The sequence below is a fragment of the Sphingomonas sp. GW821-FHT12D09 genome (assembly GCF_058807215.1).
Map to the genome: position 1 here is coordinate 1,355,694 of NZ_JBXAQL010000001.1, position 24,982 is coordinate 1,380,675.

Sequence of the window (24,982 nt, forward strand, 5' to 3'; positions counted from 1 at the left end):
AGCCCATTCTTGCCGCAGCGCAGCGGAACTGTGAGGAAGTGTTGCCGTCAGCCGGGCAGACGGATTTCCGCGACAAGGCCCCCGCCCGGCGCGTTGGCGAGCGTCAGCCGCCCCTTCTCCAGCGCGACCGCCTGCTGGACGATGGCAAGGCCGAGCCCCAAGCCCTTGGTATTGCGCCCGCGCTCGACATCGAGCCGGACGAAGGGGCGCAAAGCTTCCTCGATCTGCGCTTGCGGGATGCCGGGCCCGTCATCCTTCACGCGGAAGACGAGTTCCCCCTCCTCCCGCGCCACCGTCACCTCCACGGCCTTGCCGTAGTGCAGCGCATTCTCGATCAGATTGCTCAGCGCGCGGCGCAGCATCGAGGAGCGAACTATCCATTCGAGATGCTCCGGCCCTGCATAACGCGCGTCGCGCCCACGATCTGTCGCGTCCTCGACCAGCGTCGCGGCCATCACCGCGACATCGACCGCCACCGCAGCCTCGGGATCGTCCTGCCCCTTCAGGAAGGTGAGCAGCGAGGCGATCATGTCGTCCATCTCGCTGACATCGTCCTGCATCGCGCGGCGGTTCTCCTCGTTGCGCACGTCCTCGAGCCGCAGCTGGAGCCGGGCGAGCGGCGTGCGCAAATCATGCCCCACTGCGGCCAAGGCCTGGGTGCGGTTCTCGATCAGCTCGTGGATGCGTCGCTGCATGCCGTTGAAGGCATGGATCAGCCCGCGGATCTCGGCGGTCCCCTCCTCCTCCACCGTCACGCGCTGGCCCGATCCGACATGGCCGATCGCGCGGACCAGCTTGCGCAAGGGCAGCAAGGTCCCGCGGATCAGCAGCGCGCCAAGCGTGAGCAGCAGCAGCGCCGGCACCAGCGCGACCATCGTCCGCTCGATCGCAAACTGCCAGACCTGCACTGCCTCGCGCGTCTTGAACACGATCCAGCTGCCATCGGCCATGCGCATCTCGCCGGCGACCACCTGGCCATGATTGCTCGGCGCCAGGCGCAGCTGGAGCCCCGAGGCGGCAAGGTCCTTTTCCCAATTGGTCACCTGCTCTTCCATGCGCTTCTGGCGCGGCGGGAAGGCGGGACGCTCGGGGATGGTGGGCGACCATTTGACGATGTAGCGATCGGTGGTGAGCTCGCGCGCCGCGGTCGGCCGCTGGGCCACCGGCCGCTCGGACAGCAATTTCTCGGCGATCACCAGATGCTCGGCGAGCCGGTGCGCGTCGCTTTCCTCGATCGAGTAGCGCGAGGCGCGTTCGTAGAGGAAGGTGCTCGCCCCGAACTCGACCGCGACGGTGAGCAGCAGGATGAGCAGGATCCTGCCGAGCAGCCCCAGGGGATGGCGCGGGACCAGACTCAGGAGCGGGTGACCTCGGTGCGGAAGATATAGCCGATGCCGCGCACCGTGCCGATCGGCGGCTTGTGCCCGGCAGCGGAGATCTTGCGGCGAAGGCGGCTGACCAGCACGTCGACGCTGCGATCCGAACTGTCGCCCAGGCGCACGCGCGACAATTCGACCAGCCGCTCGCGCGCAATCACCCGCTGCGGCTGGCTGAGAAAGGCTGCGAGCAGGTCGAACTCGGCGCCAGTCAGCTCGACCACGGCGCCACTCGGCGACTTCACTTCGCGGCGCGGGAAATTGACCGTCCAGCCGTCGAAATGCGCCTGGGTCTCGCGGTCGCCGCCCGCCATCCGCTCGAGCCCGCCACGGCGCAGCACCGCGCGGATTCGCGCGATCAGCTCGCGCGTGCCGAACGGCTTGGCGAGATAATCGTCGGCACCCAGCTCCAGCCCGAGCACGCGATCCTGCTCGTTGCCCTTGGCGCTGACGAAGATGATCGGCACGTCGCTCTTGCGCCGCACTTCGCGGCACAGGTCTATGCCGCTGGTGCCGGGAAGCATGATGTCGAGCAGCAGCAGGTCGACGGGGCCGTTGTCGAATGCCAGCCACATCTCCGGCGCGGTGGCCGCCTGGCGCACCGAATAGCCGTTTTCCTGAAGCGCGCGCGACGTGAGGGTGCGCAGCGCGGGATCGTCTTCGACCAGCACGATGACGGGGGCGCTCATGCCGGATTCTCGGTAAAACTCATTACGGGGCACTTAGGCGTCTCGCCGAGCGTCCTCAAGAGAGCCCTGCCCCCGCGGCAACGCTTTGTCACAGACGAGCATCGCTTCGTCACCACCGGGCAAAGCTTCCTTACAGCCGGGCAAAACGCCGCTCAGCCGCCGTCGCTATCTCCGCGATCAATAAATCAGGAGACAGCATGAAAATCGCCCTCGCCGCCGTAGCGGCTTCGTTCCTCGTCATCGCTCCCGCCGCCCAGGCCCAGTCGCTGCACGAGACCCACCAGCTCGTCTGGGCGCCGTCGGGCAAGACCCCGGTCGCCCATTGGCGCATGCGTGACCGCCCGGCATGCCCGGCGGCACAGGCCCATCACCAGGCAGGCAAGTCCGCGATGCCGGCGCCGGCCAAGTGCCTCGCGGTCAAGAGCGACAAGCGCCGCGTCGCGTCGGCGCTTTAAGGCTCAGGCTTCCCGTACGCGCAGCGTCGCCGCCGCGGCCAGTCCCATCACCGCGGCGGCGATCGCCATCGTCCATATCGGCTGGCCCGGGAAGAAGTGCCGCATCACCGTGCCGATCACCGTGGCCACTAGGAGCTGCGGGATCACGATGAAGACGTTGAACAGGCCCATATAGACGCCGAGCTTCGCCTGCGGCAGCGCCGAGGCGAGGATCGCATAGGGCATGGCGAGGATCGACGCCCAGGCGATGCCGATGCCGATCTCGGCGAAGAGCAGCGCATGGGCGTCGCGCAGCACCAGGAAGCTGGCATAGCCGAGCGCACCAAGCGCCAGCGCGATCGCATGGGTGCGCGCCTTGCCGAAGCGGCGCGCAAGCGGGCGGAGCAGGAACAGCGCGGCCAGGGTCGCCACGGCATTATATGCAGCGAAGAGGATGCCGACCCAATTGCCCGCTTCGTTATAGCCGGCGCTGTTCGGATCGGGCGCGTGGAAGACATATTGCGCCACCACCGGTGTGGTGTAGATCCACATGATGAACAGCGCGGACCAGCTAAAGAACTGGACCAATGCCAGCCGCTTCATCACCGCCGGCATGCCCGAGAAATCGGCCATCAGGTCGCCTAGCAACCCCGCCTTGGCGACCGCAGTAATCATTCGCGCCAGGCCGAAAGCCGCGAGCAGGCCGGCGAGCAGATAGAGCTCCTTCTCCAGCCCGGCAAAGAGGACGAGCGCGCCGAGCGCCGCGCCGGCGATCAGCCAGGGTACGCCTGCACCGATCCGGGCGGGCGGCGGCGGAGGCACTGCCACAGGCGGACCGTCGAACGCCGCGATCTCCTCGGGCGAATATTCGCGCGTGGTCAGCACGGTCCACAACACGGCGAGCAGCAGCGCGCCACCGCCCAGATAGAAGCTCCAGCGCACCGTATCGGGCAGGCCACCTGCAACTACCACATTGGAAACGCCGAGATGGTCGAGCAGCCAGGGCGTCGCCGATCCGATCACCGCGCCCGCGCCGATGAAAGCGGTCTGAATCGCATAGCCCGCTGTGTGCTGCTCCTTGTCGAGCATGTCGCCGACAAAGGCGCGGAACGGCTCCATCGAGACGTTGAGCGAAGCGTCGAGCACCCAGAGCAGCAGCGCCGCCACCACCAGTACACCTGCATTGGGCATGCCGATCAGCGCCAGCGCCGCCAGTATTGCACCGGCGAGGAAATAGGGGCGCCTGCGGCCGAACCGGCCCCAGGTCCGGTCCGAAAAATGGCCGATGATCGGCTGGACGAGCAGCCCGGTCAGCGGGGCGGCGATCCACAACAGCGCCAGATCGTCGATGCTCTCGCCCAGCGACTGGAAGACGCGGCTCATGTTCGCGTTCTGCAACGCGAAACCGATCTGGATGCCCAGGAAGCCGAAGCTGATATTGAACAGCCCGGCGAAACCCTGGCGCGGACGCCCCCCCGCTATTGTCACCGGCGGCGAGCCTTCTTGGCGCTGGCGACGAAGCGGATCGCCTCGCCGCCGCCGGGCGCGAGCGCGATGGTCAGCGTGTCGCCCTTCTTCACCGCGCGGGTCTCGATCGTGATCGAGTGGCGGGCATCGGTGCGATAGTCGGCGCCCGGCCCGTCACGGTAGATCTCGGCGGTGTAGCTCCTGCCTGCATCGAGGAAGTCGAGCGTGACGACCGAGCTGCGCGCCTGCTCGTCGCCGACGGCGCCCAGATACCAGTCGTCGCTGCCCTTCGCCTTGCGCGCGATCGTCGCATAGTCGCCGACCTCGCCGTTCAGCACGCGGGTGTCGCTCCAGTCGGTCGGCACGTCGCGGATGAACTTCATCTCGCCCGGGTATTTCGCGTAGTTCTCGGGCGTATCGGCGGCCATCACCACCGGCGAATACAGCACGACATACAGGGCGAGCTGCTTGGCGATGGTCGATTGAATCGCCGAACCGTTCGAGCCGCTGAGGCTGAGCACGCCCGGGGTGAAGTCCATCGGCCCGCCGAGGAACTGGGTGAAGACCAGGTTCGCCTCATGCTCGGGCGGGTTCTTGCCGCCTTCCCACGCATTATATTCCATGCCGCGCCCGCCCTCGCGCGCCACCCAGTTCGGATAGGTGCGGCGGAGCCCCGTGTCCTTCACCGGCTCATGGCTGTCGATCGAGACGTGGTATTTTGCGGCGGTCTCCACCACGCGGAGGTGGTGGTTCACCATCCACTGGCCCTCATGCCATTCGCGGTGCCGCGAGCCGTCGGCATCGACGCGCTCGATCTGCCCCGCATCGGTGACATAGCCTGTCTTCACCACCGGGATGCCGTGGTCCTGCGCATATTTGAACGCGCGATCGAGCTGGCTGTCATAATGGCTGGCCGATCCGCCGGTCTCGTTATGGCCGATCAGGTAGACGCCCCTGGCCTTGGAATAGCGTGCCAGCTCGGCGGCGTCGAAATCCTCGGTCGGCTGGTCGAAGTTCATCTCGTTGCCATTGCCGAACCAGTTGCCGTCCCAGCCGACATTCCAGCCCTCGACGAGCACGCCGGGGATGCCGTTGGCCGCGGCGAAGTCGATATAGCGCTTCACATTCGCCGTGGTGGCGCCGTGCTTGGGCCCGCGCGACCAGGTCCATTCGCCCTTGATCATGTTCCACCAAACGCCGACGAACTTGCCCGGCTTGATCCAGGATACGTCGCCCAGCTTGTTGGGCTCGTTGAGGTTCAGGCCGATGCGGCTGGCGGCGTAGAGCCCGGCCGCGTCATCGGCGATGGCGAGGGTGCGCCACGGCGTCGAGAAGCCCGCGTCACGCGAGACCTTGGGGGCCCCGGCGCCGGGGGTGAGCGAAGCCTTGAAGGTGTTGCCCTCGCCCCGCTGGAGGTTCATCGCGGCATAGTCGACCAGCGCCGCCTCGTGCACCGCGACATGGGTGCCGCCGGCGAGCTTCACCGTCATCACCGTCTGCGCGGTACCGACGGCGTCCAGAGCGGTCTTGTTGTAGAGATATTCCTCGCGGTTCCACAGATAGGCCGGCTTCCACCAGGCAGTGCCCGGCTCGGCGAAGGCGAACTCGGTCAGCTCGTCGGCGATATTGGCGTGCTTGAGATTGACTTGATTCGGCAGCGTGTAGCGAAAGCCCAACCCGTCATCGAAGATGCGGAAGGTAACATCCATCTCGCGCTTGAGATCGGACTTCTCGCGAAGGCGTACGGTCATCTCATTGTGGTTGTCGCGGATCGTCGCCCATTCGCCGAAGGGCTGGGTCCAGCTAACATCCGCCTTCGAACGATCCACTTCCACCAGACTCATGCCCCGATCGAGCTTGGGCGCATCGGTGAACAGGAAGCCCAGCCGGCTGTCGGTCAGCAACGGCTTGCCGGCCCGCTGCACGGCGTAGCTCGCCCGACCTTCGCTATCGAGGCTGACCGTAACGGTAAGCTTGCCGTCGGGCGAGGCGCCGCGGGCAACGACGTTGCCGTCGGTCTTCTGCGAGAGGTCGTCCTGCGCCAGCGCAGGCGCCGCGAAGGTGAAGGCAGCGAATGCCAGGGCAAGGGGGGCAAGCTTCATGGCGATATCCTCAGGCTTCGGTGCGGGCGATCAGCCCGGAATAGGCGGCAAAGGTCCAGTCGGCGGTGCTGCCGGTGGCGAGCAGCGGACGCCAGTGCTGCGCGCCCTCGGGCACCCAATACTGCGCAGCATCGCCCAGGTTGAATACGCAGAGCAAGCGCTCGCCCTCCCCTTCCCGCACAAACGCGAGCAGCTCGCCCGGCGAGTCGAGAAAGGCGATGTCGCCGGTGCGAAGGGCTGGGGAGCCGGTACGCAGCGCCAGCACCTTGCGTGTCCAGGCGAGCAGCGAATTTGGGTCTGCATCCTGCAGGTCGATCGCCAGCTTCGCATGGTTGGGGCCGACCGGCAGCCAGGGCTTGCCGCTGGTGAAGCCGAGCTGCGGCGCCTGCGCTTCCCAGGGCATCGGCGTGCGAGCGCCGTCGCGCGACAAGGTGCGCGGCCAGTTTGCGATCGCCTCGGGATCCTGCAGCGCCTCGAACGGGATCTCGACCTGGTCGAGGCCCAGTTCCTCGCCATAATAGAGGAAGATATTCCCGCGCAGCGCCGCGAGCAGCAGCATCTTCATCCGCGCGAACGCATCGGCCTGCTCGGGTGCGGCCCAGCGCGAGACGGCACGCGGCGCGTCGTGGTTCTCGAACGCCCAGCTCGGCCAGCTGCCGCCCAAGGGCCAGTTCTGCAACGCCTCACGCACGCCCGCTGCAGTCAGGCTGGAGGCGTAGAGGAAGTCGAAGCCGTACGCGGTGTTCAGCCGATTATCGCCCGCGGTGAACAGCTTCATCTCGCGATCCGCGTCCGCCCCGCCGACTTCGGCGACCGTGAAGCGATCGGGATATTCGTCGAAAACGCCGCGCAGCCGTTCGAGGAAGCCGGGAATGTCGGCATGGCTCTGGTTGTAGATGTGAAGCTGGAAATCGAACGGGCGCGTGCGCGGCGTGCCGTCGTCTGGCGCCGGCGGGTTGTCGCGGAACTCGGGGTCGTGCATCGAGAAATTGATCGCATCGATGCGGAAGCCGTCCACGCCGCGATCGAGCCAGAAGCGGGTGATCGCGAGCAGCTCTTCCTGCACTTCGGGCAAGTGGCAGTTGAGCTGCGGCTGCTCCTTCAGGAAATTGTGCATGTAGTACTGCCCGCGCCGCGCGTCCCAGGTCCAGGCCGGGCCGCCGAACACCGACTGCCAGTTGCTCGGCGGCGAACCCTCGGGCTTGGCATCGTGCCAGACATACCAGTCGGCCTTGGGATTGTCGCGACTGGCCCGGCTCTCGACGAACCAGGCATGCTGTTCGGACGTATGCGCCCAGACCTGGTCGATCAGCACGCGCAGACCCAGGGCGTGCGCCCGCGCCACCAGCGCGTCGAAATCTGCGAGCGTGCCGAAGATCGGATCGACGTCGCGATAGTCCGCCACGTCATAGCCGAAATCCGCCATGGGCGACTTGAAGAAGGGCGAAAGCCAGATCGCATCGACCCCCAGGCTGGCGACATGCTCCAGCCGCGCGGTGATGCCGGGCAGGTCGCCGATACCATCGCCATTCGAGTCGGCGAAGCTGCGCGGGTAGATCTGGTAGATGACGGCACCCCGCCACCAGGGCTGGTCGTTCTGGAGTTCCGCTTTTGCGGCAGGCTGGTTCACGGTCGAATCTCCGCCGCGCACACCGCATATCCGAGCGATGGCAGGCTGATGGTGAGGGAGCCGGGGGCGCTGGCCGTGGCGGCGCAGCTTCCGGCGAGCGGATGGAAATGAGTCGAACGCGTCTCCACCTGCACTTGGCGGGTGAGCGGCTCGGTCGAGGTGTTGAAGGCGAGCAGCACTTCGCCGCCCGTCATGGGATCGAAGCGAGAGAAGGCGAGCAGGCCGGGCTTGTCCTCGCGCGCGCGCAGCAATTGCCGGCCGCGGGTCAGCGCAGGGGTGGCGATGCGAAGGCGGGCTAGGGCCGCGACCTCTCGGAAGATCGGACCCGTCTCGTCAAAGCGCGGCGTGGCGGTGGTGGCGTCGGTGCCGACCAGCTTGTGGGCATTATACTCTGCCACCTTGCTGCCGAACTGGTCTTCGCGCGCATCCACGTCGTTGGAACCGCCGGCAAAGCCCTGCTCGTCGCCGGCGTAGATCGTCGGCACGCCGCGCAGGGTGAGCAGCATCGCGTTGGAGAGCAGCACGCGCTGGAGGACTTCGGCTTCGCTCGCTTCCGGAAAGGCCTTGCGGACGAACCAGGCGAAGCGGCCATTGTCGTGGTTGCCGGAAAAGGTCGGAAGAATCGCTGCTGTATCAAAGCCTTGGGCGTAGAGTACGTCGCCGTCGAACAGCTTCTCGAACACGTCGGTGCCCTTGGTCCCGGCAACGCTGTCGAGCAGTGCCTGGCGGAAGGCGAAGTCGAGGACGGAGGGCAGCTTCGCAGTGATCGTGTGCGCTGCCTGCGCAGCCGGATCGGCGACTTCGCCGAAAATATGGAAATGCGGGATACGGTTTGCCCTGGCGCGTGCGAGCATTTCGGGCACGAACGCGCGCCAGAACTCCGGATTCACATGGCGCGCGGTATCTATGCGGAAGCCATCGACCTTAAAACGATCGATCCAGCTGCCATAAATCTCAATCATGCCGGCAAGCACGCGCGGATGCTCGGTCATCAGATCGTCGAGCCCGACGAAATCGCCCATCGTCGAACTCTCGCCGGCGAAGGTCGAGTCACCGCGATTATGGTAATAGATCGGGTCGTTGAGCCAGGCGGGGCGCTTCGCCGCCTTCTCCGCATCGGGGACGAACGGCGTGTAGGCGTAGCTAGGGTCGGTCAGCCTGGCGAAATTGCTACCGTCGAAACCCGGATTGATCGGCGTGCCGTTCACCCCGCCGCGGCGCTGGTAGGGATAGTCGGCCAAGCCGCGATAGGCGCAGGTGCCGCACTCGCGATACTGGATCACGTCCGCCGTGTGGTTCACGACGATGTCCATGTAGAGCTTCATGCCCCGAGCATGCGCGGCGTCGACCAGCGCCTTGAACTCGGCATCGGTGCCGAGGTGCGGGTCGACATGGGTGAAATCGGTGATCCAATAGCCGTGATAACCGGCGCTCTGCTGACCGGGCCCGCCCTGGACGGGCTTGTTGACGAAGATCGGCGCGACCCAGATCGCGGTGATGCCGAGCGACTGGAGATAGGGGAGCTTGCCCGTCAGCCCCTTTAGGTCGCCGCCATGATAATAGCGCGCATCGCCGGGATCGAAGCCGGTCCGGCTGCGGTCGCCCTTCAGGCCGCCGCGGTCGTTGGCAGGATCACCATTGGCGAAGCGATCGGGGAGGACGAAGTAGATCACTTCGTCCTGGGGAAGACGCGCGCGATACTCCTGTGCGGCGGCTGGCAAAGCGGCGAGCGTGGCCAAAGTCAGGGCGAGACCGCGATATATTTCCGTCATCCCCGCGAAGGCGGGGATCCAGGGCGGCAAAGCGCTGCCCTTCGTGACTCTGGATCCCCGCCTTCGCGGGGATGACGACAGGATTTTTGGCGAGGACGATGGGATTTTCATGCCACCGCCCCCGCACAATGCTGCGCGATGAAAGCAGCATGATCCGGCATCTGCCCGACTTCACGCGCGCCAAGCAGCTCGATCAGTTCGAGATACTCGGCGATCTCGTCACGCGAAGGCGCATCGGCGAGCGGGTGGTAGCTCGCGGCCGCAATCCCCTGCCCCGCCAGCACCTGCAGCCAGGCGACTTCGCTGAACAAATCCGCCTCGCCGCGCACGATCTGGCCCGCGGCGCGCCACAGCTCGATCTTGTGCGTCAGGCTGTCGGGGAGTGCAGCCGCGCGGCGTTCGGCCCAGAAGGGCTCGTCGCGGTCGTTCGCCCAATAATGGAGGACGATGAAGTCGCGGATGCGGTCATATTCGACTTGCGTCTGGCGATCATATTCGTCGCGCTGGACCTGTGAGGCCCGGCCGCCGGGGAGCAGCTTGAGGATGCGCTCGATCGCCGACTGGATCATGTGGATGCTGGTCGATTCCAGCGGCTCGAGGAACCCGCTCGCGAGCCCGAGCGCGATGACATTGTGCTTCCAGAAGCTCTGCCGCTTGCCCGCGGTGAATCGCAGTGGCCGAGGATCGCCCAACGGCTTCTCGTCAAGGCCGGCGAGCAGCCGCGCCGCCGCCTCGTCGTCGGAGAGGTGCGCGCTCGCATAGACGATGCCGTTGCCGGTGCGATGCTGGAGCGGGATGCGCCACTGCCAGCCTGCGCCGTGCGCGGTGGCACGGGTATAAGGGGTGAAGTCGCTCGCGCGTCCGCTCGGCACGGCCATCGCGCGGTCGCAGGGCAGCAGGTCGCTCCACGCCTCGAAGCCGGCGCCCAGGGTCTCGCCGATCAGCAGCGCGCGGAAGCCGGTGCAGTCGAGGAACAGATCGCCGGCGACTTCGCGCTCGCCGTCGAGCTTGAGCGCAGTGACATCGCCGCTCTCGCCGTCGCGCTCAACGAAAACGATGCGCCCTTCCACCCGCTCGACACCGCCGCTTTCGGCCAGCCCGCGCAGGAACCGCGCATATAGCCCGGCGTCGAAATGAAAGGCATAGGGCATTTCGGGCAGCACCCGTGCCGTGCGCGCCGGCCCGCGCTGCATCCGGTTGGCCAGGGCTGCCTGGTTGTTGAGCGAATAGGCGGCCAGCGGTTTGGCGACGCCCTCGGCCATTCCCCGCAGCCAGCTATGCTGGAAAGCGAGCAAGCCATTCTCGCGCCCGACATCGCCGAATGCGTGCATGTAGCGCCCGCCCTTCGTCCAGCCGACGAACTCGATCGCGAGCTTGAAGCTGGCCTGGGTCGCGGCCATGAACTGGTTCTCGTCGATCCCCAGGCTGGCGTTGAACAGCCGAATTTGCGGGATCGTCGCCTCGCCCACCCCGACCGTGCCGATCTCCTCGGACTCGACCAGCGTGATGCTGAAACGCGGCCCCAGGAACCGCGCGAACGCCGCCGCGGCCATCCAGCCCGCGGTGCCGCCGCCCGCGATCACGATCCGGATCGGCTGCTCACTTTGCACGTCGGCGCCTCGACAAAAACAGGTGGCCCGGCCGGGAAGCCGGGCCACAGCTCGGGGGGATCAGAACTTGTACGAGATGCCGAGATAATAGTCGCGGCCGTAACGCTGATATTCGCGCACCAGGCGGCTGTCGGTCGCCTCGGTGGTGACGAAGGGCTGGTCGGTCAGGTTCTTGCCCTGGGCAAGGATCGAGAGACCGGCCAGCGGCCCGCTCTTGAACTCATAGCCGATCTGCGCGTCGAGCACGCCTTCCGCGCGGCCGAGGCGATATTCCGGGTTCGCCGAAAGGCCGGCCAGCTCCGCCAGGAAGCTGTCACGCCAGCGATAGGTGGCACGCGCCTGGAAGCCGTTCTTCTCGAAATAGGCAGTGCCCGTCGCGACCCACTTGGACTGGCCGGGCAGCGTGATCGGCACTGCATTGTTCGCATAGCGGATCTTGCTGTCGACATAGGTGCCGCTGGCAAACACGCCGAAGCCGTCAAGCGCGCTGCTGAACACGGTGAAGGGCAGCGAGGCGGTCGCTTCCACGCCCATGATGTCGCCGCGGCCGGTGTTCGCCGGCGCGCTGACCAGGCCGATCTGCGCGTTCTGCGCCGTCACGATCGCCCGCTGCGCCGGCGTCAGCGCCGGGAGCAGCGCCGAGAAGTCGTACAGCACCGAATTGTTCGGATCGACGAAGTCGGTCAGGTGCTTGAAGAAGCCCGTCAGCGCCAGATAGCCGCCGCTGTTGCCGAGATACTTCTCGAACGAGATGTCGATATTGGTCGACTGATAGGGCTTCAGATTGGCATTGCCGCCGTTCGAGCTGAACGGGCTGTTCTGCGGCAGGCTGCCCATGCCGATCTTCGAGATGTCGATCGACACCGCCTGAGTCACGCGCTCCTGGTCGAGGCGCGGGCGCACCATGGTCTGCGCGGCGCCGAGCTTGATGTAGAAGCTGGGCTCCAGCTCGAGGCTGAACGAGGCAGAGGGCAGGAAGTTGGTGTAGCTGGTCGAGGCGTTGACCGGCGCGACCGTGACGACGCCGCCCACCAGGCTGGCGATCTGGCCGTCGCCGCCCTGCTTGGTGTGAACCACCTGGACGCCAAGCGATCCCTTGAGCGCCTTGCCGCCCACCGTGCCGTCCACGGTCAGCTTGGCGTAGCCGGTCAGCACGTCCTCGGTGACGGTGTTGTCGCGCACCAGCGAGTCCGGACGGTTGTCATAGACCGAATTGAGCAGCGCATAGACCTTCATCGGATCGAGGGTCAGCATCTTGGGCACGCCCAGATAGTCCAGGCTCACGCTCTCGCTCAGCACCGCATCGGCGGGCACTGCGACGCTGGTCGGCGTGCCGCTGGCGACGGTGCAGTTGGTGCCGCCGCCCTTGGGGCAGAGGAAGTAGCTGGTGTACTTGCTCTGCTTCTCGCGGCGGCTGTAATTGCCGCCCACTTCCCAGCCGCTCAGCACGCTGCCGCTGATCTCGCCCTTGAAGCTGGCGCGCAGCGACTTGAGGTCGTCGACGAAGTCGGGACGGTTGAGGAAGCCTGCCTGCACCACGGCGGTGGTGCCATTATAGCCCCAGCCGCGCGGATCGGTCAGGCGGATGATGCTGGTGTTCGAATAATCGAGCGTCGGCACGATGTTGTAGGTGCCGTTGTCGTTCTGCGTGATGTGGATCGTGTCCTTCACGCCGCTCGAATTATATCCGGTGCCCGAATAGGTCTCGAGCAGGAAGTCGGTGCGGGTCGCGCGGCTCCAGCTGGCGTCCACATTGAGGTGGATCGTGTCGCTCAGCTTCAGGTCGTTGTTCCAGCCAAGCGAGATGTTCTCCGCCTTGCGCTCGTTCAGGTCGTTGCGCTGGACGTTGACCAGGTTGCTGATCGTCGCGTCGGTGACCAGGCCGTTCTGCACCGTATAGCCCGGCGCGATCGCGCCGTTCGAGCCCCAGGTCGGCGCGACGCCGAACTCGATGCCGCGCAGGTGCTGCGTTTCCTTGAAGTTCGAATAGAGGACGTCGAGCGTCGAGTGGAAATTGTCGCTCGGCGCCCATTCGATCGTGGCGACGCCGCCATAGCGCTTCAGCAGGTTCGACTGGACATACGGCTTGGCGCCGCCGAGGAAGAGGTTGCCGCCGGCGGCGGGCTCGTTCGGGAAGCCCCAGGCGGCGTAGCGCTCGATCTGGGTCGGCGTGCTCTGCGCCGAGACGCCGAGCGCGATGCCCAGCGTATCGTTGGCGAACTTGCCGACATAGGTGGCCGAGGCCTTGTAGCCCCAGCGCGTGCCGTCCGGATTGAGCTTGTCGGTTTCGTTCATCTGGCCGCGGGCCGAGACGACGAAAGTGTCCTTCTTCTGGTCGAGCGGGCGCAGCATGCGCAGGTCGACGGTGCCCGAGATGCCGGCCGCGATCAGTGAGGCGTCGGCCGACTTGTAGACATTGACATTCTTGAAGAACTCGGACGGATACTGGTCATATTCGACGCCGCGATTGTCGCCGACGGTGACCTGCTCGCGGCCGTTGAGCAACGTGGTCGAGAAGTCCGGACCCAGGCCGCGGATCGACAGGCGCTGGTCGCGGCCCTCGAGGCGTTGCGCGGTCACGCCGGGGATGCGGGCGAGCGAGTCGGCGATCGAGACGTCGGGCAGCTTGCCGATGTCTTCCGAAGAGACAGAGTCGACGATGGTGACGTTGTTGCGCTTGATGTTCGCCGACGACGTCAGCGAGGCGCGGATGCCAGTGACGACCAAGGCCGCTTCATCCGCGGGGGCCTGATCGGCCGGCGCGGGCGCAGGCGTCGCGTCCTGGGCGAAGGCCGGGGTCGTGCCCAGCAGAAGCAATGCGGCGCCCAGCGTGCGGGTGCTGGTTCCCAGCGAAAGCGCCGAGCGTGCGCGCAGAATCGCGGCGTGATTGGACAGAGCCATCCTCATTCCTCCCCAAATATACGGCCGCCTTCACTGGCGACGTTTTTTCTAACGTCCCCCAATTCGGCGCATGCGGCGGACAAGTGAAGGCAATCACATACGTATTCAGCGTTATTCGTCGGCGACTTCCGATTTGGCCACAGGCAGAGTAGTTGCAGGGAACGCGCAGATATTGGCGCGGCACGGGAGCAGGAAGCGGCATGGTCTCGCCGGACAAGCCGACATCGTTCGACATCGCGGCACTTGCGGGCGTCTCGCAGCCGACGGTGAGCCGTGCCCTGCGCGGCGACCCGACCGTGAACGAAGGCACCCGCAAGCGGATCGAGGCGATAGCGGCGCAGATCGGCTACAAGGTCGACAAGAACGCCTCCTCCCTGCGCCGCGGGCAGAGCAGCACGCTCGCCCTGCTCTTCTTCGAGGACCCCCTGCCCGACGGCACCGCGATCAACCCCTTCTTCCTGGCGATGCTCGGCTCGATCCTGCGCACCTGTGCCAAGCGCGGCTATGACCTGCTCACGTCGTTCCAGCAGCTCTCGTCCAACTGGCACAAGGATTATGAGGACGCGCGCAAGGCCGATGGGCTGATCCTGCTCGGCTATGGCGATTACGAGCTCTACCGCGCCCGGCTGAAGGACCTGGTGCGCCAAGGCACGCATTTCGTGCGCTGGGGATCGGTGGAGCTGGACGGGCTGGGCACTACGATCGGCTGCGACAACATGCTGGGTGGACGGCTGGCGGCGGAGCACCTGCTCCAGCGCGGCCGGCGCCGGCTTGCCTTTATCGGCGAGGCGAGCAGCCATTATCCCGAGTTCCGCGACCGCTATTACGGTTTTTGCGATACCCAGCTCGAAGCAGGGATCGAGCCCGATCCACGCTTGCAGATCGGCGCCTTGTCGATCGAGGAATCGGGTTTTGCCGCCACCCGCGAGCTGCTGCTCAACCGCGTGCCGTTCGATGCGATCTTCGCCGCGTCGGACCTGATCGCGATGGGAGCCCTTCGCGCGCTTCAGGAAGCCGGCAAGTCGGTGCCCGGCGACGTATCGGTGATCGGCTTCGACGACATCCCCGCCGCCAGCCTCACCCACCCACCGCTCACGACGATCGCCCAGGATTACAATGCGGCGGGCGAGGCATTGGTCGATACGCTGGTCGGCGAGATCAGCAACCACAGCTCCGATATCCGGCTGCTGCCGCCCCGGCTGGTCGTCCGCACGACCAGCTAGGGCGACCGCTCAATACTCGTCGTCTAGGTCGAAGTCCGGCTCCATGTCGTGCGTCGGCAGGCCGGCCGCGGTCTTGGTGTGGAGATAGACGAAGCCGGGCTGCGGGGCATATTCGCGGATCAGATAGCTGAGCCCAGGCTGCACCCTGCCGAGCGAGCCGGTCAGCATCCTGGCGTCATAGCGGGCGATCGCCGGCGCAGTGGCGACCAGGACCTTCTTGGTCGCGGCGGTCTCGCTGATCTCGATGTCGTCGGCGAAGCGATAGCCGACCTGCACCGTCATCTTCTGCGTGCCCGACAGCATCAGGTCGCGCCAGAAGGCATGGGCACCGTCGATGCAGGGGCCGAGGAATGCGGACTTGGTGTCGCACATGTTCGCGGCCTTGAACGCCCATTCCATGATGTCCTTGGGATATTGGAAGGTGATCGGCACCACGATGCCTTCCGCGGGCACGGTGCTCATGTCGATCTTGAGCGGCACCGGCGTCGGCAGCGGGCTGAAGCCCCCACCCATCCGCGTGAGCGCTTCCTGCGCATAGGCGGGCGAGGACGTCTGCAGGCTCCACGCGGTCAGCGTGATCGTCGGGTCGGCGCTCGCCACCATCTTGGGATTGGGCTTGATCCGGACGAACATCGTCGCGGTGGTCGGCGATACCGGCAGCGCCTCCATCCGCGCGAAGGAATAGAAGCTCGCCTTCTTGTAGCCGCACAGCGTCTTGGGATCGATCGAATCGAACCCCTGTGATTCCGGCGTCTTGCTCAGGTCCGCCGGCTGGGCGCACTTCATGCCGAGCACGCTGTCCTTGAGGCGCTTCGCCAGCCACTTGGCGACTTCCTCCTTGGCGTCGGCGGGCAGTACCCCGACCAGATCGTCGGGTAGCGCCGACATCGCCGAGCGCACCAGATAGTCCGCCGCCTGGTCGCCCAGGTCCGCCGTGGTCGGCAGCGTCGGCGGCAGGCCGGCACCGGTCATCGCGATCTTGAGTCCGGTATTGCCGACGCCCTTGAGGATGTCGCACCCCTTGGAGCGCGCGGCGGGCTCCTCGAAGGGGATATCCGGCTCGCATTTGCCCAGCGAGACGGCATAGGCGAAGGTGTCGACCAGCCCCTTTTGCAGCCCGCTATAGATGTAGCTCCAGCCGTTGATGGCGACGGGGATATAGTCGTACCAGTCGTCCAGCCGCTCCTTGGCGGCCTGGGCCTGGTCGAACCAGAAGGGCTGATAAACCTTCCCCGCTTCCCAGCCGCCGCGGAACCGGCTCGGCCAGGTCGCGCTGGGATAGGCGTCGCCCAGATTGTAGCTGGCGGCGTGCGGCTGCGCGATGAACTTCTTGGGATCCTTGAACCACAGCAAGGGATCTGACGTCTTGGGCACCTCGGTCATCACCACCGCGACGTTCGGCGAGTCCGGCGGCAGCCAGCCGATGACTTCCACCGTCGCCGGCGAACTGCCCGCGACTCCGCCCGGCAGCGCCGCCTGCGCGGCGAGCGCGGCATCCTCCGCCTTCTTGTCCAGCGCATCCTGCGCGACCGATTCCACATATTTGTTGTAGCTCGCCATCTGCTCCTTGCTGAAGCCGACCTACACCGGCACCGGCCGCCCAGGCGTGCCCGCGCAATCGGGCAGGAAGGCGCCGGCCGACTTGGGCTTCTTCACCGGCACGATGCGCAGCCAGTAATTGCCCTTGTCGCGCCCGTTCAGCAGCTGCTTGTACTGGGTCTCGGTGAACGAGATGGTCGACTTCCACACGGGCCCCTGCACTGCCCAGCCGACATAGGAACCCTTGTCCATCTTCTCGCTGTAGAGCTTGTCGACGATCCCCATCCCGATCAGGCCATTGGGGGCAAGGTCGGTGGTGCACTGGCTGATGCCGCCGCCCTGTGCCGGCCCGAAGTCGCTACCGAGCGCGCCTCCGGTAGCGACGGAGACGGTCATGCCGCCGAGCTTCACCGTGGTCGGCTGCCCCGCCGGGTTGGAGCGCCGCACCAGCTGGAGCACCGCCATCGTGTAGGCGGGCTTCTCGCGGGTGAGGAACTCGACCGAATAGCCTCCGGTGGTTGCGATCTTGATCGCCTTGGGATCGTTGGCCGGCGGCAGCCCGCCAGGTGGGGCCAGCCACTCGCCCGCGACATTGGTGACCTGCCGGCTGGTGACGCCGTCGATCGTGAACTCGTTATAGTGGAGCATGTGCTCGGGGCGCTGCCCGTCGATCAGCGCATTGACCATCTCGGCGGTCGGCAGCGGCTTGTTGTAAAGCACGGGATTGAAGTTGGTGGGTACCGGCGAGGCGCCGCCCATCACCTTGCTGCCCGGGATGACGCTGCACATCGGATAGGCGCCGGCGCTCTCGACTTCGAAGGCATAGTCGCCGGTCTTGTACTTGGCGAACGCGTCCAGGCAGGTGTTGATCTGGGCAAAGGCGCGCGAGTTGCTCGGGCTGAGCGCGGGGCCGCCGCGGGTGACGTAGCGCGGGCCGCGCCCGGGCACCAGCGCACCCTTGGGTCCGGTCTGCACGGTGATCGAATAGACGCTCGCCTGCCCCCTGGACATTGAGGGTCCGCACGAGAAGAGCACGCTCAGCTGACCGCTCGCCGACTTGCTCAGCGACGCGGTGTCGCCGGTGCGATTGGCGGATACGCAGCGGAACTTGAGCGGGGCGCGGACGCCGTTGACCAGCAGGCGGGGCACCTTGCCCGCCTTGCGGGACAGCCGGGCACCGCCTTCGACACGCGGGGCGCCGAGCCGCTTGACCAGCGCCGCTTCCTCGTCCCCGGCCGCTGCGACGGTGGCAGGCGCGTCCGGTGCCGCAGGCGTCGGCGGGCTGACCGGAGCCGGACGCGCCGCTACCGGGCGCGTCAGGACCGGCGCCGGCGTCGGCGCCGCCGGCACGCGGGCGATCGCCGCAGGCCGGCCGCCGCCCAGGGCCAGCGGCATGCCGCGATTATTGGTCTCGTTGCTCTCGGCGACCTGCGCGCTGGTATCGAGGAGCAGTTGAACGCTGGCCGCGCCGGCCGGCCGCGCGATCCGCACCGTGCGGCTCTGACCGGCGCGCAGCGCCGCGAACGGCTGCTCGACCGCGGTCATCCCGCTGCCGGTGAAGCGGATCGTCGTGGCGACGGACGCGCCGGTGCCGGCATTGCGGACATCCGCGACGATCTCGCCATTCTCTTCGCGCAGCGCAGTTGCGACCAGATCGGCCTGCCCTGATGCGGTTGGGCGGACCAGCACCGGCGCTGGCCGCGTGGCTACTAGCGCGGCCTGAATAGGTCGCACAATCACGGGCGCCGGTCGCGTGGTGACGGGCGCGGTTTGCGTGGCAACCGGAGCGGGCGGCGTGGCGACCGGAGCGGTCCGCGCAGGCGCCACCGGGCGCGCCTGAACCTGCGGCAGAGTGCGCACCCGAACTGGGGTCGTCGGTGTCGGCGTCACGTCCGGAGTCGGCGTGGCGCTGGGCGTAGGCGCCGGCTGCGGCAGGCGGAGGATCCGCTGCTGCGCCGAGGCGGCCGGGACGAGCATCGAGCTGCCGAGCAGCGCCACAACCAACAACCGCTTCGTCATCCCCGAGCCTCCCTCTGGCAGCATGGCACTGCGCATTCAGGCAATGAGACGCGGTGATCGCCGGGAAACGGACAGGCAGCATCGTAAATTTCATGATGCCGATCATTTCTCTCGCACAATCGTGCAGCTATCCTGCAAACCTCGCATGAGCGATTCGGCGAGCAGGGGGCGCGGATGGACGGATTGGAAACGCCAGCGCTCTTGGGTTCCTCCGAGCACCTCGTGCGCGTGCTTTATGACGAGCTGCACGGCATCGCGGTGCGCGAGCATCGCCGTGCCGGCAATCCGATGACGCTCCAGCCGACCGCCTTGGTCGGCGAAGTCTATCTCAAGATCCAGAATCGCACCGACTGGCAGAGCAAGGCGCATTTCCTCGGCTGCGCCGCGACGGCGATGCGCCACGTCCTCGTCGATGCGGCGCGCGCGCGTCTGGCCGCCAAGCGGAGCGGGCAGCGCGAGAGCCTGACCGGCGTGCTGGCGACACTCGCCTCCGAATCCGCGGGCGATGAGGAACTGGTCCGGCTCGGCGACGCGCTGGGCGAACTGGCGCGGCACGATCCGGTGCTGGCCAAGCTGGTCGAATGCCGCTTCTTCGTCGGCCTCGACGAGAACGAGACCGCCCAAGTGCTCGGCGTCACCGATCGCACCGTGCGCCGCTGGTGGATTCGCGCGCGGGCGTGGATCTATGCCGAGATGGCAGTGACCGCGGAGTAGAGGGTCTCGCCATTCAGGCGCACTTTGGGCTCCTCAATTCCCCTCCCTGCATGGGAGGGGAGCTAGACAGGGCCGGATCACCCGAGCCCCTCACGGCAGCTTCGCGATCCGCGCTTCCGTCTTCCCTACCGCCTGCAAGCCAAAGGCACCCGCCGGACCCATCGCCGCGAATCCCTCGCGCGCCTCCTTCGCCGCCGCGAGCGCCGCCGGCTTGTTGCCCTGCTTCAACGCCAGCAACGCCTCGGTCAGGCCGAGTTGCGGGCTGAGAGGGGTGTGCGGCGGAAGTGCCGCCATCCTGCCGCGCACCTCGGCGAGCTTCGCTGCCGCCGCATCGACTTCCCCAAGCTCGGCCAGCGCCTGCACCAGGGTGAGGTCGATCACGATCACCGGGATGCTGGCCTCGCCCAGGAAACGCTCCGCCATCGGGCGCGCTTCGAGCAGGGAGACGCGCGCTTCGGCGAACTTGCCGCTGCCCATCTGGGTCTTGGCGAGCTGGCTCAGATCTGTGGCAAGGCCGGGGCTTTCGCCGAACAGGCGGCGACGGCGATCGACGACGGTATGTGCGATCTTCTCTGCACCTGCCGGATCGCCCGCACGCAGGCGCCATCCGCCGCGTATCTGGTCGATGCCCAGCGCCTGCACAGTATCGCGCTGGCCCGGGCGCTCGAACACCTTGTCTGCCCGCGCGAAGACCGGGCCGAGCTGATCGAGGCGGTTGGCCTCGAGCAGATAGACCAGCAGGTTGTTGTAGAGCGTCAGCAGCGCGCTGTCGTTGGCGGCGAGCACGCGCTCGGCATTGGGCAGGCTGTCGGTCAGCAGCTTGATCGCCGTGTCGTAATCGCCCTTGCGCCGCGCTCGCGCCGCGCGGGTCGTGACGATCTGCTGGAGATCGACGCCGTAGCGCTCGGGGTCGCCGACGAACACGCGCTGCGCATCGTCGAGCAGGGCTTCGGTATCGTCGGGAGCGCCGATAGCCTGCGCCACATCGGCCAGGGTCAGCTTCATCCGCGCGGTCGCCTCCGGGCTGTCCGCGCCGATGCGCTTCTCCAGCGCCTGTTTCAGCAGGTTGTAGCCGCCCTTGCCATCCTGAAGGTTGATGTAGATGTCGCTGAGCGCGTTGACCGCCGCACCCGAACGCGCGCTGCCGTCCAGCGTGGTCAGCATGCGCAGCGCGGATTCATCGAGCGTCTGCTTGAGCGTCAGGTCGCGCGAATAGCCGGCCTGGCTGAACATCAGCGTGAGCGTCTGCACGATCGAATCGGAGCGCCGCGCCTCGGCCAGCGCGTTGTCGCGCTCGATCGCGGTGCGCCGCGCCTGCAGCGCGATGCCCCCGGCGCCGAGCAGCAGCGCGACGATGACGGCGCTGGTCGCGATGATCGCCCAGCGGTGGCGGCGCAGATAGCGGCCGAAGCGGTAGCGGCGCGACCCGACGCGCGCACGGACGGGCCGCGATTCCTCGAAGCGTTCGACATCGTCGGCAAGCTCGGTGACCGAGGCATAGCGCTGGGCGGGGTCCTTGCGCAGTGCCATCAGCACGATCGCATCGAGATCGCCGCGTATGCGTGCCGGCGAAATGCCGCCCTCGCCCTTGGCCGCTGCCTTGCTCGGCGGCGCGGGGTCCTCCTGCGCGACGCGGCGGACGAGCGTCGACAGCGTGCTGCCCTTCCCGCCCCAGGGCGTGACGCCGGCGAGCAGCTCATAGAGGATCAGGCCGAGCGCATGGACGTCTGTCGCCACCGTGATCGCGCCATTGCCCAGCTGCTCGGGCGCGGCATAGTCCGGCGTCATCAGCGGGCCGGTCATCGCCAGCGTCTGGTCCGCGCCTTCATGGATCAGCTTGGCGATGCCGAAGTCGAGCAGATGCACCTTGCCCCCGGCATCGACCAGGATGTTCGACGGCTTGAGGTCGCGGTGCACGATCAGGTTGGCGTGCGCGAAGGCAACCGCATCGCAGATGTCGCGGAACACGCGCAGCCGTTCGGACAGCGACGGCCGGGTGGTCCGGGCCCATAGGTCGATCGGCAGTCCGTCGACGAAGGACATCGCCATCCACGGCCGCCCCTCCTCGGTGACGCCGCCGTCGATCAGCCGGGCGATGCCGGGGTGCTCGAGCCGGGCGAGCAGCCGGCGCTCGCGCGCGAACAACGCTTCGTTCGGCACCGCGTCGATCCGCAGCAGCTTGAGCGCGACGCGCTGGTCGAACCCGGCGTCGCGGCGGGCGAGATAGACTTCGCCCATGCCGCCGCGCCCGACCAGCCGCTCGAGTATGAAACCCGCCATACGGGTGCCCTGGGGCAGCGAAGCGGGAAGCGGCGGCTCGGCCCCTTCCAGCGATGGCGCAGGCGCGTCGAGGATGCCGCGATGCGCCGAGGCGGCGAGCAATGCCCGTACACGCTCCGCGGTTTCAGGATCGAGCCCGGCGAGCGCCTGCGCGCGCCGGGCCTCATCCAGGGGTTCCAGCTCCTCGAAGATGTCGAGAACCCGGTCCCATTGCGCGCCGCTGCTGTCCATCAAGCCCCCTTTGACTGCCGATCGAACCTAACCGCCTGCGCAGATGTGCAAAGTGATTTTTCCGCACCTGTGTCCGTCGGCGACGCCCGATCGCGTCTCTCCAGTGATGCAAACGGGGAAGGATTGGGGATGAGGACATTGTCGATCGCCTTGTTGGCACTGCCGCTGCCGCTGGCCGCGCCCTCCGCCGCGGCGCAGGTGGTGGTGCTCAACGGCAAGCCCACGATCGGTTCGGATTCGAATGCCGGGCGCCTGCTGACCGTCACTTCCGCCAATTCGAAGGGGGTGCGCGTCTCGATCCGGACCACGCCGGCGGTCGCGCTGATCTGCAACGAGAAGGCGCCGACGACCTCGTGCCTCGCCTGGGTGAAGGCCGGGGCGACGATCTCGGTGGAGCTGCTCCGCCCCGACAGCCCGCGCACCCCGCCGGGCAGTGGCAAGCCACCCGCCCGCACGCAATGGGGGGGCAATTGCGCCGGCACGTCCACCGCGGCCTGTGTCGTGACGATGCGCGAGGATCGCACCGTTGCAGTCGACTGGGCGAAATGAACATGACGCAAACTGGGAGGATTTCGAAGATGCGACACGCGATCAGGCTTATGGCGCTTGGCGGGACGACACTGCTCGCCGCCTGTGGCGGTGCACCCGCCGGGACTAACGGCTCGGCGACCACGGCGAAGGTGGCGAACAGCGGCTGGAACGCGCTCGATGCCTGCGGAACGCTCGGCAGCGCCAACGCCGCGCAGATCAGCGGTTCGGCGGTCACCTCGTCCGAAATCACGACCAAGCTGGAAGGCAGCGACGGCATGGCTTCGCTGTCGGGCTGCACCTTCAAGCTGGCCAATGGTGCCAAGCTGGTGCTTATGACGCGCGAGGCGCCGGTGCCCGACGCCAGCGACAAGGCCATCGAGCTGGCACGGACCGGCGGCGGGATGATGCCGCGCGCCAGCGACGTGCCCGGGCTGGGCAAGGCGGGGCTGTGGAACGCGCCGGGCAAGCAGCTCCAGGTGTTCCTGGACGAGCGGCGCTTCATCACGGTCAATTATTTCGACGCGCCGGCAAGCGCGGACGTCAAGGCGATGTCGATCGCCGTCGCCAGGAAGCTGCTGTGATGCGCGCGCTCCTGTCCGCCGCCGCCCTGCTCTCGGCCAGCCCCGCGCTGGCGCAGATCAGCGACGAGATCGTCCGCGACACCGTCGGCAGCTACCAACTCGTGCCGACCGACGGGAAACCGGCCTGCACCGTCGCGCTGTTGCCGGCGCGCAGCACCGCCGGCGAGGATGCGCGGCGCGCCACGCCGGGCGCTTGTCCGCACCTGCCCGCCTTCGCCAGGGTCGTCGCCTGGAAGCTGGAAGACGGCACGACCTTGCTCGATGCCAGGGGCAAGCCGGTGCTGCACTTCGTCGAGGACGAGACCGCGCTGCCCACCTGGCCCGACCTGAAGTCGCCCAAATATTACCTGGTGCCTGCGGTCGCCGGCTTCACCCATCTCCTCCAGCCCGCCGAATGGGCGGGCGACTGGAAGCTCTGGCAGCGCGGCAAGCTGGTCTGCACGATCATGCTGGCGCCCGGCACCGGCGACACGCGGCGGGTTTCCACAAAGACCTGCCCCAGGAAGAGCGCCGCCGCGCGGCTGACCAGCTGGTCGCTGGAAGACATGCGGCTGATGCTCTGGGGGCCGAACGACCAGCTCATGGACTTCAGCCCCGCCACCAAGGCGCGCTGGGTGACCGAGCCGGGCGGCTGGAGCCTTTCCAAGTAACCGCCCCGCCCGCGCCCGGCTTTCCAGCCCCGGCGCGGGCGGCAGCGATCAGCGCTTCACCAGCTCCACCCGCCGGTTCTTCGCCTTGCCGTCCTCGGTCGCGTTGTCGGCGATCGGCTTGGCCTGGCCATAGCCCTTGGCGCTCAGCCGATCGATCGCGACGCCCTGCGAGAGCAGCGCGCCCAGCACCGCGCTGGCCCGGCCGGTGGAGAGCTGCTGGTTGTGCGCCGGCGTGCCCGCATTGTCGGTATGCCCCTGCACTTCCAGCTTCAGCGCGGGATTGGCGTTGAGCAGCTTGACGATCTCGGCGAGGATCGGCTGCGAGTCCGGCTTGATCGCGGTCTTGTCGGTATCGAAGTTGATGTAGAGCGCGACATGGCCCTGCGCATCGAGCGCGGCCTTCATCGCTTCGGCATCGAGCATCTTGGCCTTCATCTCGAGCGGCTTCTTCTCGACGACCGTCAGCCAATAGCTGTCGTCCTCGTCCTGCCAGCGCTTCCACACCTCGACCCAGATTTCGCCGCCACCCGGCGTGCGCGCCATATAGACGCCGCCCTTCTCGCTCACGAGATTGTACATGCCGCGATGGCGGTTCTCGGCGAACTTCACCTTGGCGTCGTCAATCTCCTTGCCGCCGCCTTCCCACACGGTGACGCCGCCCAGGTCATGGACCAGCTTCTCATAGGTCTTCTCCGCCTGGAACACCGACACGCCCTTGCCGATCGCACGCATCGTGTAGAGCCGCCCTTCGACCGGGATCAGCTTCTTGCCATCGAAGAACTCGTAGCGGTCATAGGCGACGTCGCGCTGGAGTTCGCGCGAGCTGTCGCCCGCGCCGTTCTTGAGCGACAGCGGCTCATAGCCTTCCATCAGGCTGAAATAGGGCCAGGCGCCGGTGGGCGCAGTGCCGATGGCGACCTTGGACGAGTCGAAGCCCACCGGTGCGGGCATCTCCACCACGGCGTTCACCGGCTCGCTCGCATTGGCGGCCGCCACCGGTTGTGCCGTGCTCGTGTTCGCCGTCGCGTTCGTCACGTCGTCATGCGACGAGCAACCCGCCAGGGCCAGACCCGCCAGCACCAGAGACAGCCTGGAAACATCGTTCGCCCACCACATCGCCAACTCCCTCTTTGGTTTCGCTGAGGGAGACGCGGAAATCGGCCCGGACCGGACATTCTCGATTCCGGCGAGGCGCTGTCCGGTTCGGCACGAAACCTCCGTTTAGCCTTTCGA

The 24,982-nt window shown here is 67.0% G+C and carries 18 protein-coding genes; 6 read left to right on the forward strand and 12 right to left on the reverse strand.

The window, feature by feature from the left end; genetic code table 11:
* Window positions 1–47: 47 nt before the first annotated feature.
* Both AC1RPL_RS06095 and AC1RPL_RS06100 read right to left on the reverse strand, forming a co-directional pair.
* Window positions 48–1,196, reverse strand: a complete 1,149-nt coding sequence (locus tag AC1RPL_RS06095) for an ATP-binding protein (protein ID WP_493068358.1) — start codon at window positions 1,194–1,196, stop codon at window positions 48–50.
* Between the two features lie 158 nt (window positions 1,197–1,354).
* Entirely contained in the window at window positions 1,355–2,065 is a 711-nt protein-coding gene (locus AC1RPL_RS06100) for a response regulator transcription factor (RefSeq protein WP_493068359.1), read from the reverse strand.
* 197 nt (window positions 2,066–2,262) lie between these two features.
* Between AC1RPL_RS06100 and AC1RPL_RS06105 the strand changes: the two genes are divergently transcribed.
* Window positions 2,263–2,520, forward strand: coding sequence for a hypothetical protein (locus AC1RPL_RS06105; RefSeq protein WP_493068360.1), 258 nt, complete (start codon window positions 2,263–2,265; stop codon window positions 2,518–2,520).
* A 3-nt stretch (window positions 2,521–2,523) separates the two neighbouring features.
* On the opposite strand, the gene AC1RPL_RS06110 is transcribed toward AC1RPL_RS06105, so the two are convergent.
* From AC1RPL_RS06110 to AC1RPL_RS06135, 6 genes are all read right to left on the reverse strand, one after another.
* Entirely contained in the window at window positions 2,524–3,987 is a 1,464-nt protein-coding gene (locus tag AC1RPL_RS06110; RefSeq protein WP_493068361.1) for an MFS transporter, read from the reverse strand.
* On the reverse strand, window positions 3,984–6,068 hold the full coding sequence (locus AC1RPL_RS06115; protein WP_493068362.1) for a glycoside hydrolase family 97 protein: 2,085 nt from the start codon (window positions 6,066–6,068) through the stop codon (window positions 3,984–3,986). The genes AC1RPL_RS06110 and AC1RPL_RS06115 overlap by 4 nt, the downstream gene beginning before the upstream one ends.
* Window positions 6,069–6,078: 10 nt before the next feature.
* Window positions 6,079–7,698, reverse strand: coding sequence for an alpha-glucosidase (locus AC1RPL_RS06120; RefSeq protein WP_493068363.1), 1,620 nt, complete (start codon window positions 7,696–7,698; stop codon window positions 6,079–6,081).
* On the reverse strand, window positions 7,695–9,470 hold the full coding sequence (locus AC1RPL_RS06125) for an alpha-amylase family glycosyl hydrolase (RefSeq protein WP_493068364.1): 1,776 nt from the start codon (window positions 9,468–9,470) through the stop codon (window positions 7,695–7,697). Before AC1RPL_RS06125 ends, AC1RPL_RS06120 begins: the two co-directional genes overlap by 4 nt.
* 107 nt (window positions 9,471–9,577) lie before the next feature.
* Window positions 9,578–11,080 (reverse strand): tryptophan halogenase family protein, encoded by a 1,503-nt coding sequence (locus AC1RPL_RS06130; protein WP_493068365.1) that lies wholly within the window; start codon window positions 11,078–11,080, stop codon window positions 9,578–9,580.
* 60 nt (window positions 11,081–11,140) lie between these two features.
* Window positions 11,141–13,981: a TonB-dependent receptor gene (locus AC1RPL_RS06135; protein ID WP_493068366.1), complete on the reverse strand. Its 2,841-nt coding sequence runs from the start codon at window positions 13,979–13,981 to the stop codon at window positions 11,141–11,143.
* Between the two features lie 200 nt (window positions 13,982–14,181).
* Here AC1RPL_RS06135 and AC1RPL_RS06140 point away from each other — a divergent pair, with 200 nt between their 5' ends.
* Window positions 14,182–15,204: a LacI family DNA-binding transcriptional regulator gene (locus tag AC1RPL_RS06140; RefSeq protein WP_493068367.1), complete on the forward strand. Its 1,023-nt coding sequence runs from the start codon at window positions 14,182–14,184 to the stop codon at window positions 15,202–15,204.
* Between the two features lie 9 nt (window positions 15,205–15,213).
* On the opposite strand, the gene AC1RPL_RS06145 is transcribed toward AC1RPL_RS06140, so the two are convergent.
* Window positions 15,214–16,764: a hypothetical protein gene (locus tag AC1RPL_RS06145; protein WP_493068368.1), complete on the reverse strand. Its 1,551-nt coding sequence runs from the start codon at window positions 16,762–16,764 to the stop codon at window positions 15,214–15,216.
* Window positions 16,765–16,785: 21 nt separating this feature from the next.
* The gene (locus tag AC1RPL_RS06150; RefSeq protein ID WP_493068369.1) at window positions 16,786–18,762 is read right to left on the reverse strand and encodes a CARDB domain-containing protein; all 1,977 of its coding nucleotides are present in this window, start codon (window positions 18,760–18,762) and stop codon (window positions 16,786–16,788) included.
* A gap of 174 nt (window positions 18,763–18,936) precedes the next feature.
* Between AC1RPL_RS06150 and AC1RPL_RS06155 the strand changes: the two genes are divergently transcribed.
* Window positions 18,937–19,476, forward strand: coding sequence for an ECF-type sigma factor (locus tag AC1RPL_RS06155; RefSeq protein WP_493068370.1), 540 nt, complete (start codon window positions 18,937–18,939; stop codon window positions 19,474–19,476).
* A gap of 90 nt (window positions 19,477–19,566) precedes the next feature.
* Here the strand turns inward: AC1RPL_RS06155 and AC1RPL_RS06160 are convergent, their stop codons facing one another.
* Window positions 19,567–21,987 (reverse strand): serine/threonine-protein kinase, encoded by a 2,421-nt coding sequence (locus AC1RPL_RS06160; RefSeq protein WP_493068371.1) that lies wholly within the window; start codon window positions 21,985–21,987, stop codon window positions 19,567–19,569.
* A gap of 129 nt (window positions 21,988–22,116) precedes the next feature.
* Here AC1RPL_RS06160 and AC1RPL_RS06165 point away from each other — a divergent pair, with 129 nt between their 5' ends.
* From AC1RPL_RS06165 to AC1RPL_RS06175, 3 genes are read left to right on the forward strand one after another with little or no spacing between them, the layout of a single operon-like run.
* Entirely contained in the window at window positions 22,117–22,536 is a 420-nt protein-coding gene (locus AC1RPL_RS06165; protein WP_493068372.1) for a hypothetical protein, read from the forward strand.
* 29 nt (window positions 22,537–22,565) lie between these two features.
* Window positions 22,566–23,099, forward strand: a complete 534-nt coding sequence (locus AC1RPL_RS06170) for a hypothetical protein (protein ID WP_493068373.1) — start codon at window positions 22,566–22,568, stop codon at window positions 23,097–23,099.
* The gene (locus AC1RPL_RS06175; protein WP_493068374.1) at window positions 23,099–23,749 is read left to right on the forward strand and encodes a hypothetical protein; all 651 of its coding nucleotides are present in this window, start codon (window positions 23,099–23,101) and stop codon (window positions 23,747–23,749) included. The genes AC1RPL_RS06170 and AC1RPL_RS06175 overlap by 1 nt, the downstream gene beginning before the upstream one ends.
* A 48-nt stretch (window positions 23,750–23,797) precedes the next feature.
* Here AC1RPL_RS06175 and AC1RPL_RS06180 read toward each other — a convergent pair whose 3' ends face one another.
* Window positions 23,798–24,865, reverse strand: coding sequence for an OmpA family protein (locus AC1RPL_RS06180; protein ID WP_493068375.1), 1,068 nt, complete (start codon window positions 24,863–24,865; stop codon window positions 23,798–23,800).
* Window positions 24,866–24,982: the final 117 nt, after the last annotated feature.

Coding starts and splice junctions, on each gene's coding strand:
- AC1RPL_RS06170 (WP_493068373.1), top strand. CDS start 22,566: ATGCGACACGCGATCAGGCTTATGGCGCTTGGCGGGACGACACTGCTC.
- AC1RPL_RS06175 (WP_493068374.1), top strand. CDS start 23,099: ATGCGCGCGCTCCTGTCCGCCGCCGCCCTGCTCTCGGCCAGCCCCGCG.
- AC1RPL_RS06165 (WP_493068372.1), top strand. CDS start 22,117: ATGAGGACATTGTCGATCGCCTTGTTGGCACTGCCGCTGCCGCTGGCC.
- AC1RPL_RS06100 (WP_493068359.1), bottom strand. CDS start 2,065: ATGAGCGCCCCCGTCATCGTGCTGGTCGAAGACGATCCCGCGCTGCGC.
- AC1RPL_RS06125 (WP_493068364.1), bottom strand. CDS start 9,470: ATGACGGAAATATATCGCGGTCTCGCCCTGACTTTGGCCACGCTCGCC.
- AC1RPL_RS06140 (WP_493068367.1), top strand. CDS start 14,182: ATGGTCTCGCCGGACAAGCCGACATCGTTCGACATCGCGGCACTTGCG.
- AC1RPL_RS06155 (WP_493068370.1), top strand. CDS start 18,937: ATGGACGGATTGGAAACGCCAGCGCTCTTGGGTTCCTCCGAGCACCTC.
- AC1RPL_RS06115 (WP_493068362.1), bottom strand. CDS start 6,068: ATGAAGCTTGCCCCCCTTGCCCTGGCATTCGCTGCCTTCACCTTCGCG.
- AC1RPL_RS06135 (WP_493068366.1), bottom strand. CDS start 13,981: ATGGCTCTGTCCAATCACGCCGCGATTCTGCGCGCACGCTCGGCGCTT.
- AC1RPL_RS06150 (WP_493068369.1), bottom strand. CDS start 18,762: ATGACGAAGCGGTTGTTGGTTGTGGCGCTGCTCGGCAGCTCGATGCTC.
- AC1RPL_RS06105 (WP_493068360.1), top strand. CDS start 2,263: ATGAAAATCGCCCTCGCCGCCGTAGCGGCTTCGTTCCTCGTCATCGCT.
- AC1RPL_RS06180 (WP_493068375.1), bottom strand. CDS start 24,865: ATGTGGTGGGCGAACGATGTTTCCAGGCTGTCTCTGGTGCTGGCGGGT.
- AC1RPL_RS06160 (WP_493068371.1), bottom strand. CDS start 21,987: ATGGACAGCAGCGGCGCGCAATGGGACCGGGTTCTCGACATCTTCGAG.
- AC1RPL_RS06145 (WP_493068368.1), bottom strand. CDS start 16,764: ATGGCGAGCTACAACAAATATGTGGAATCGGTCGCGCAGGATGCGCTG.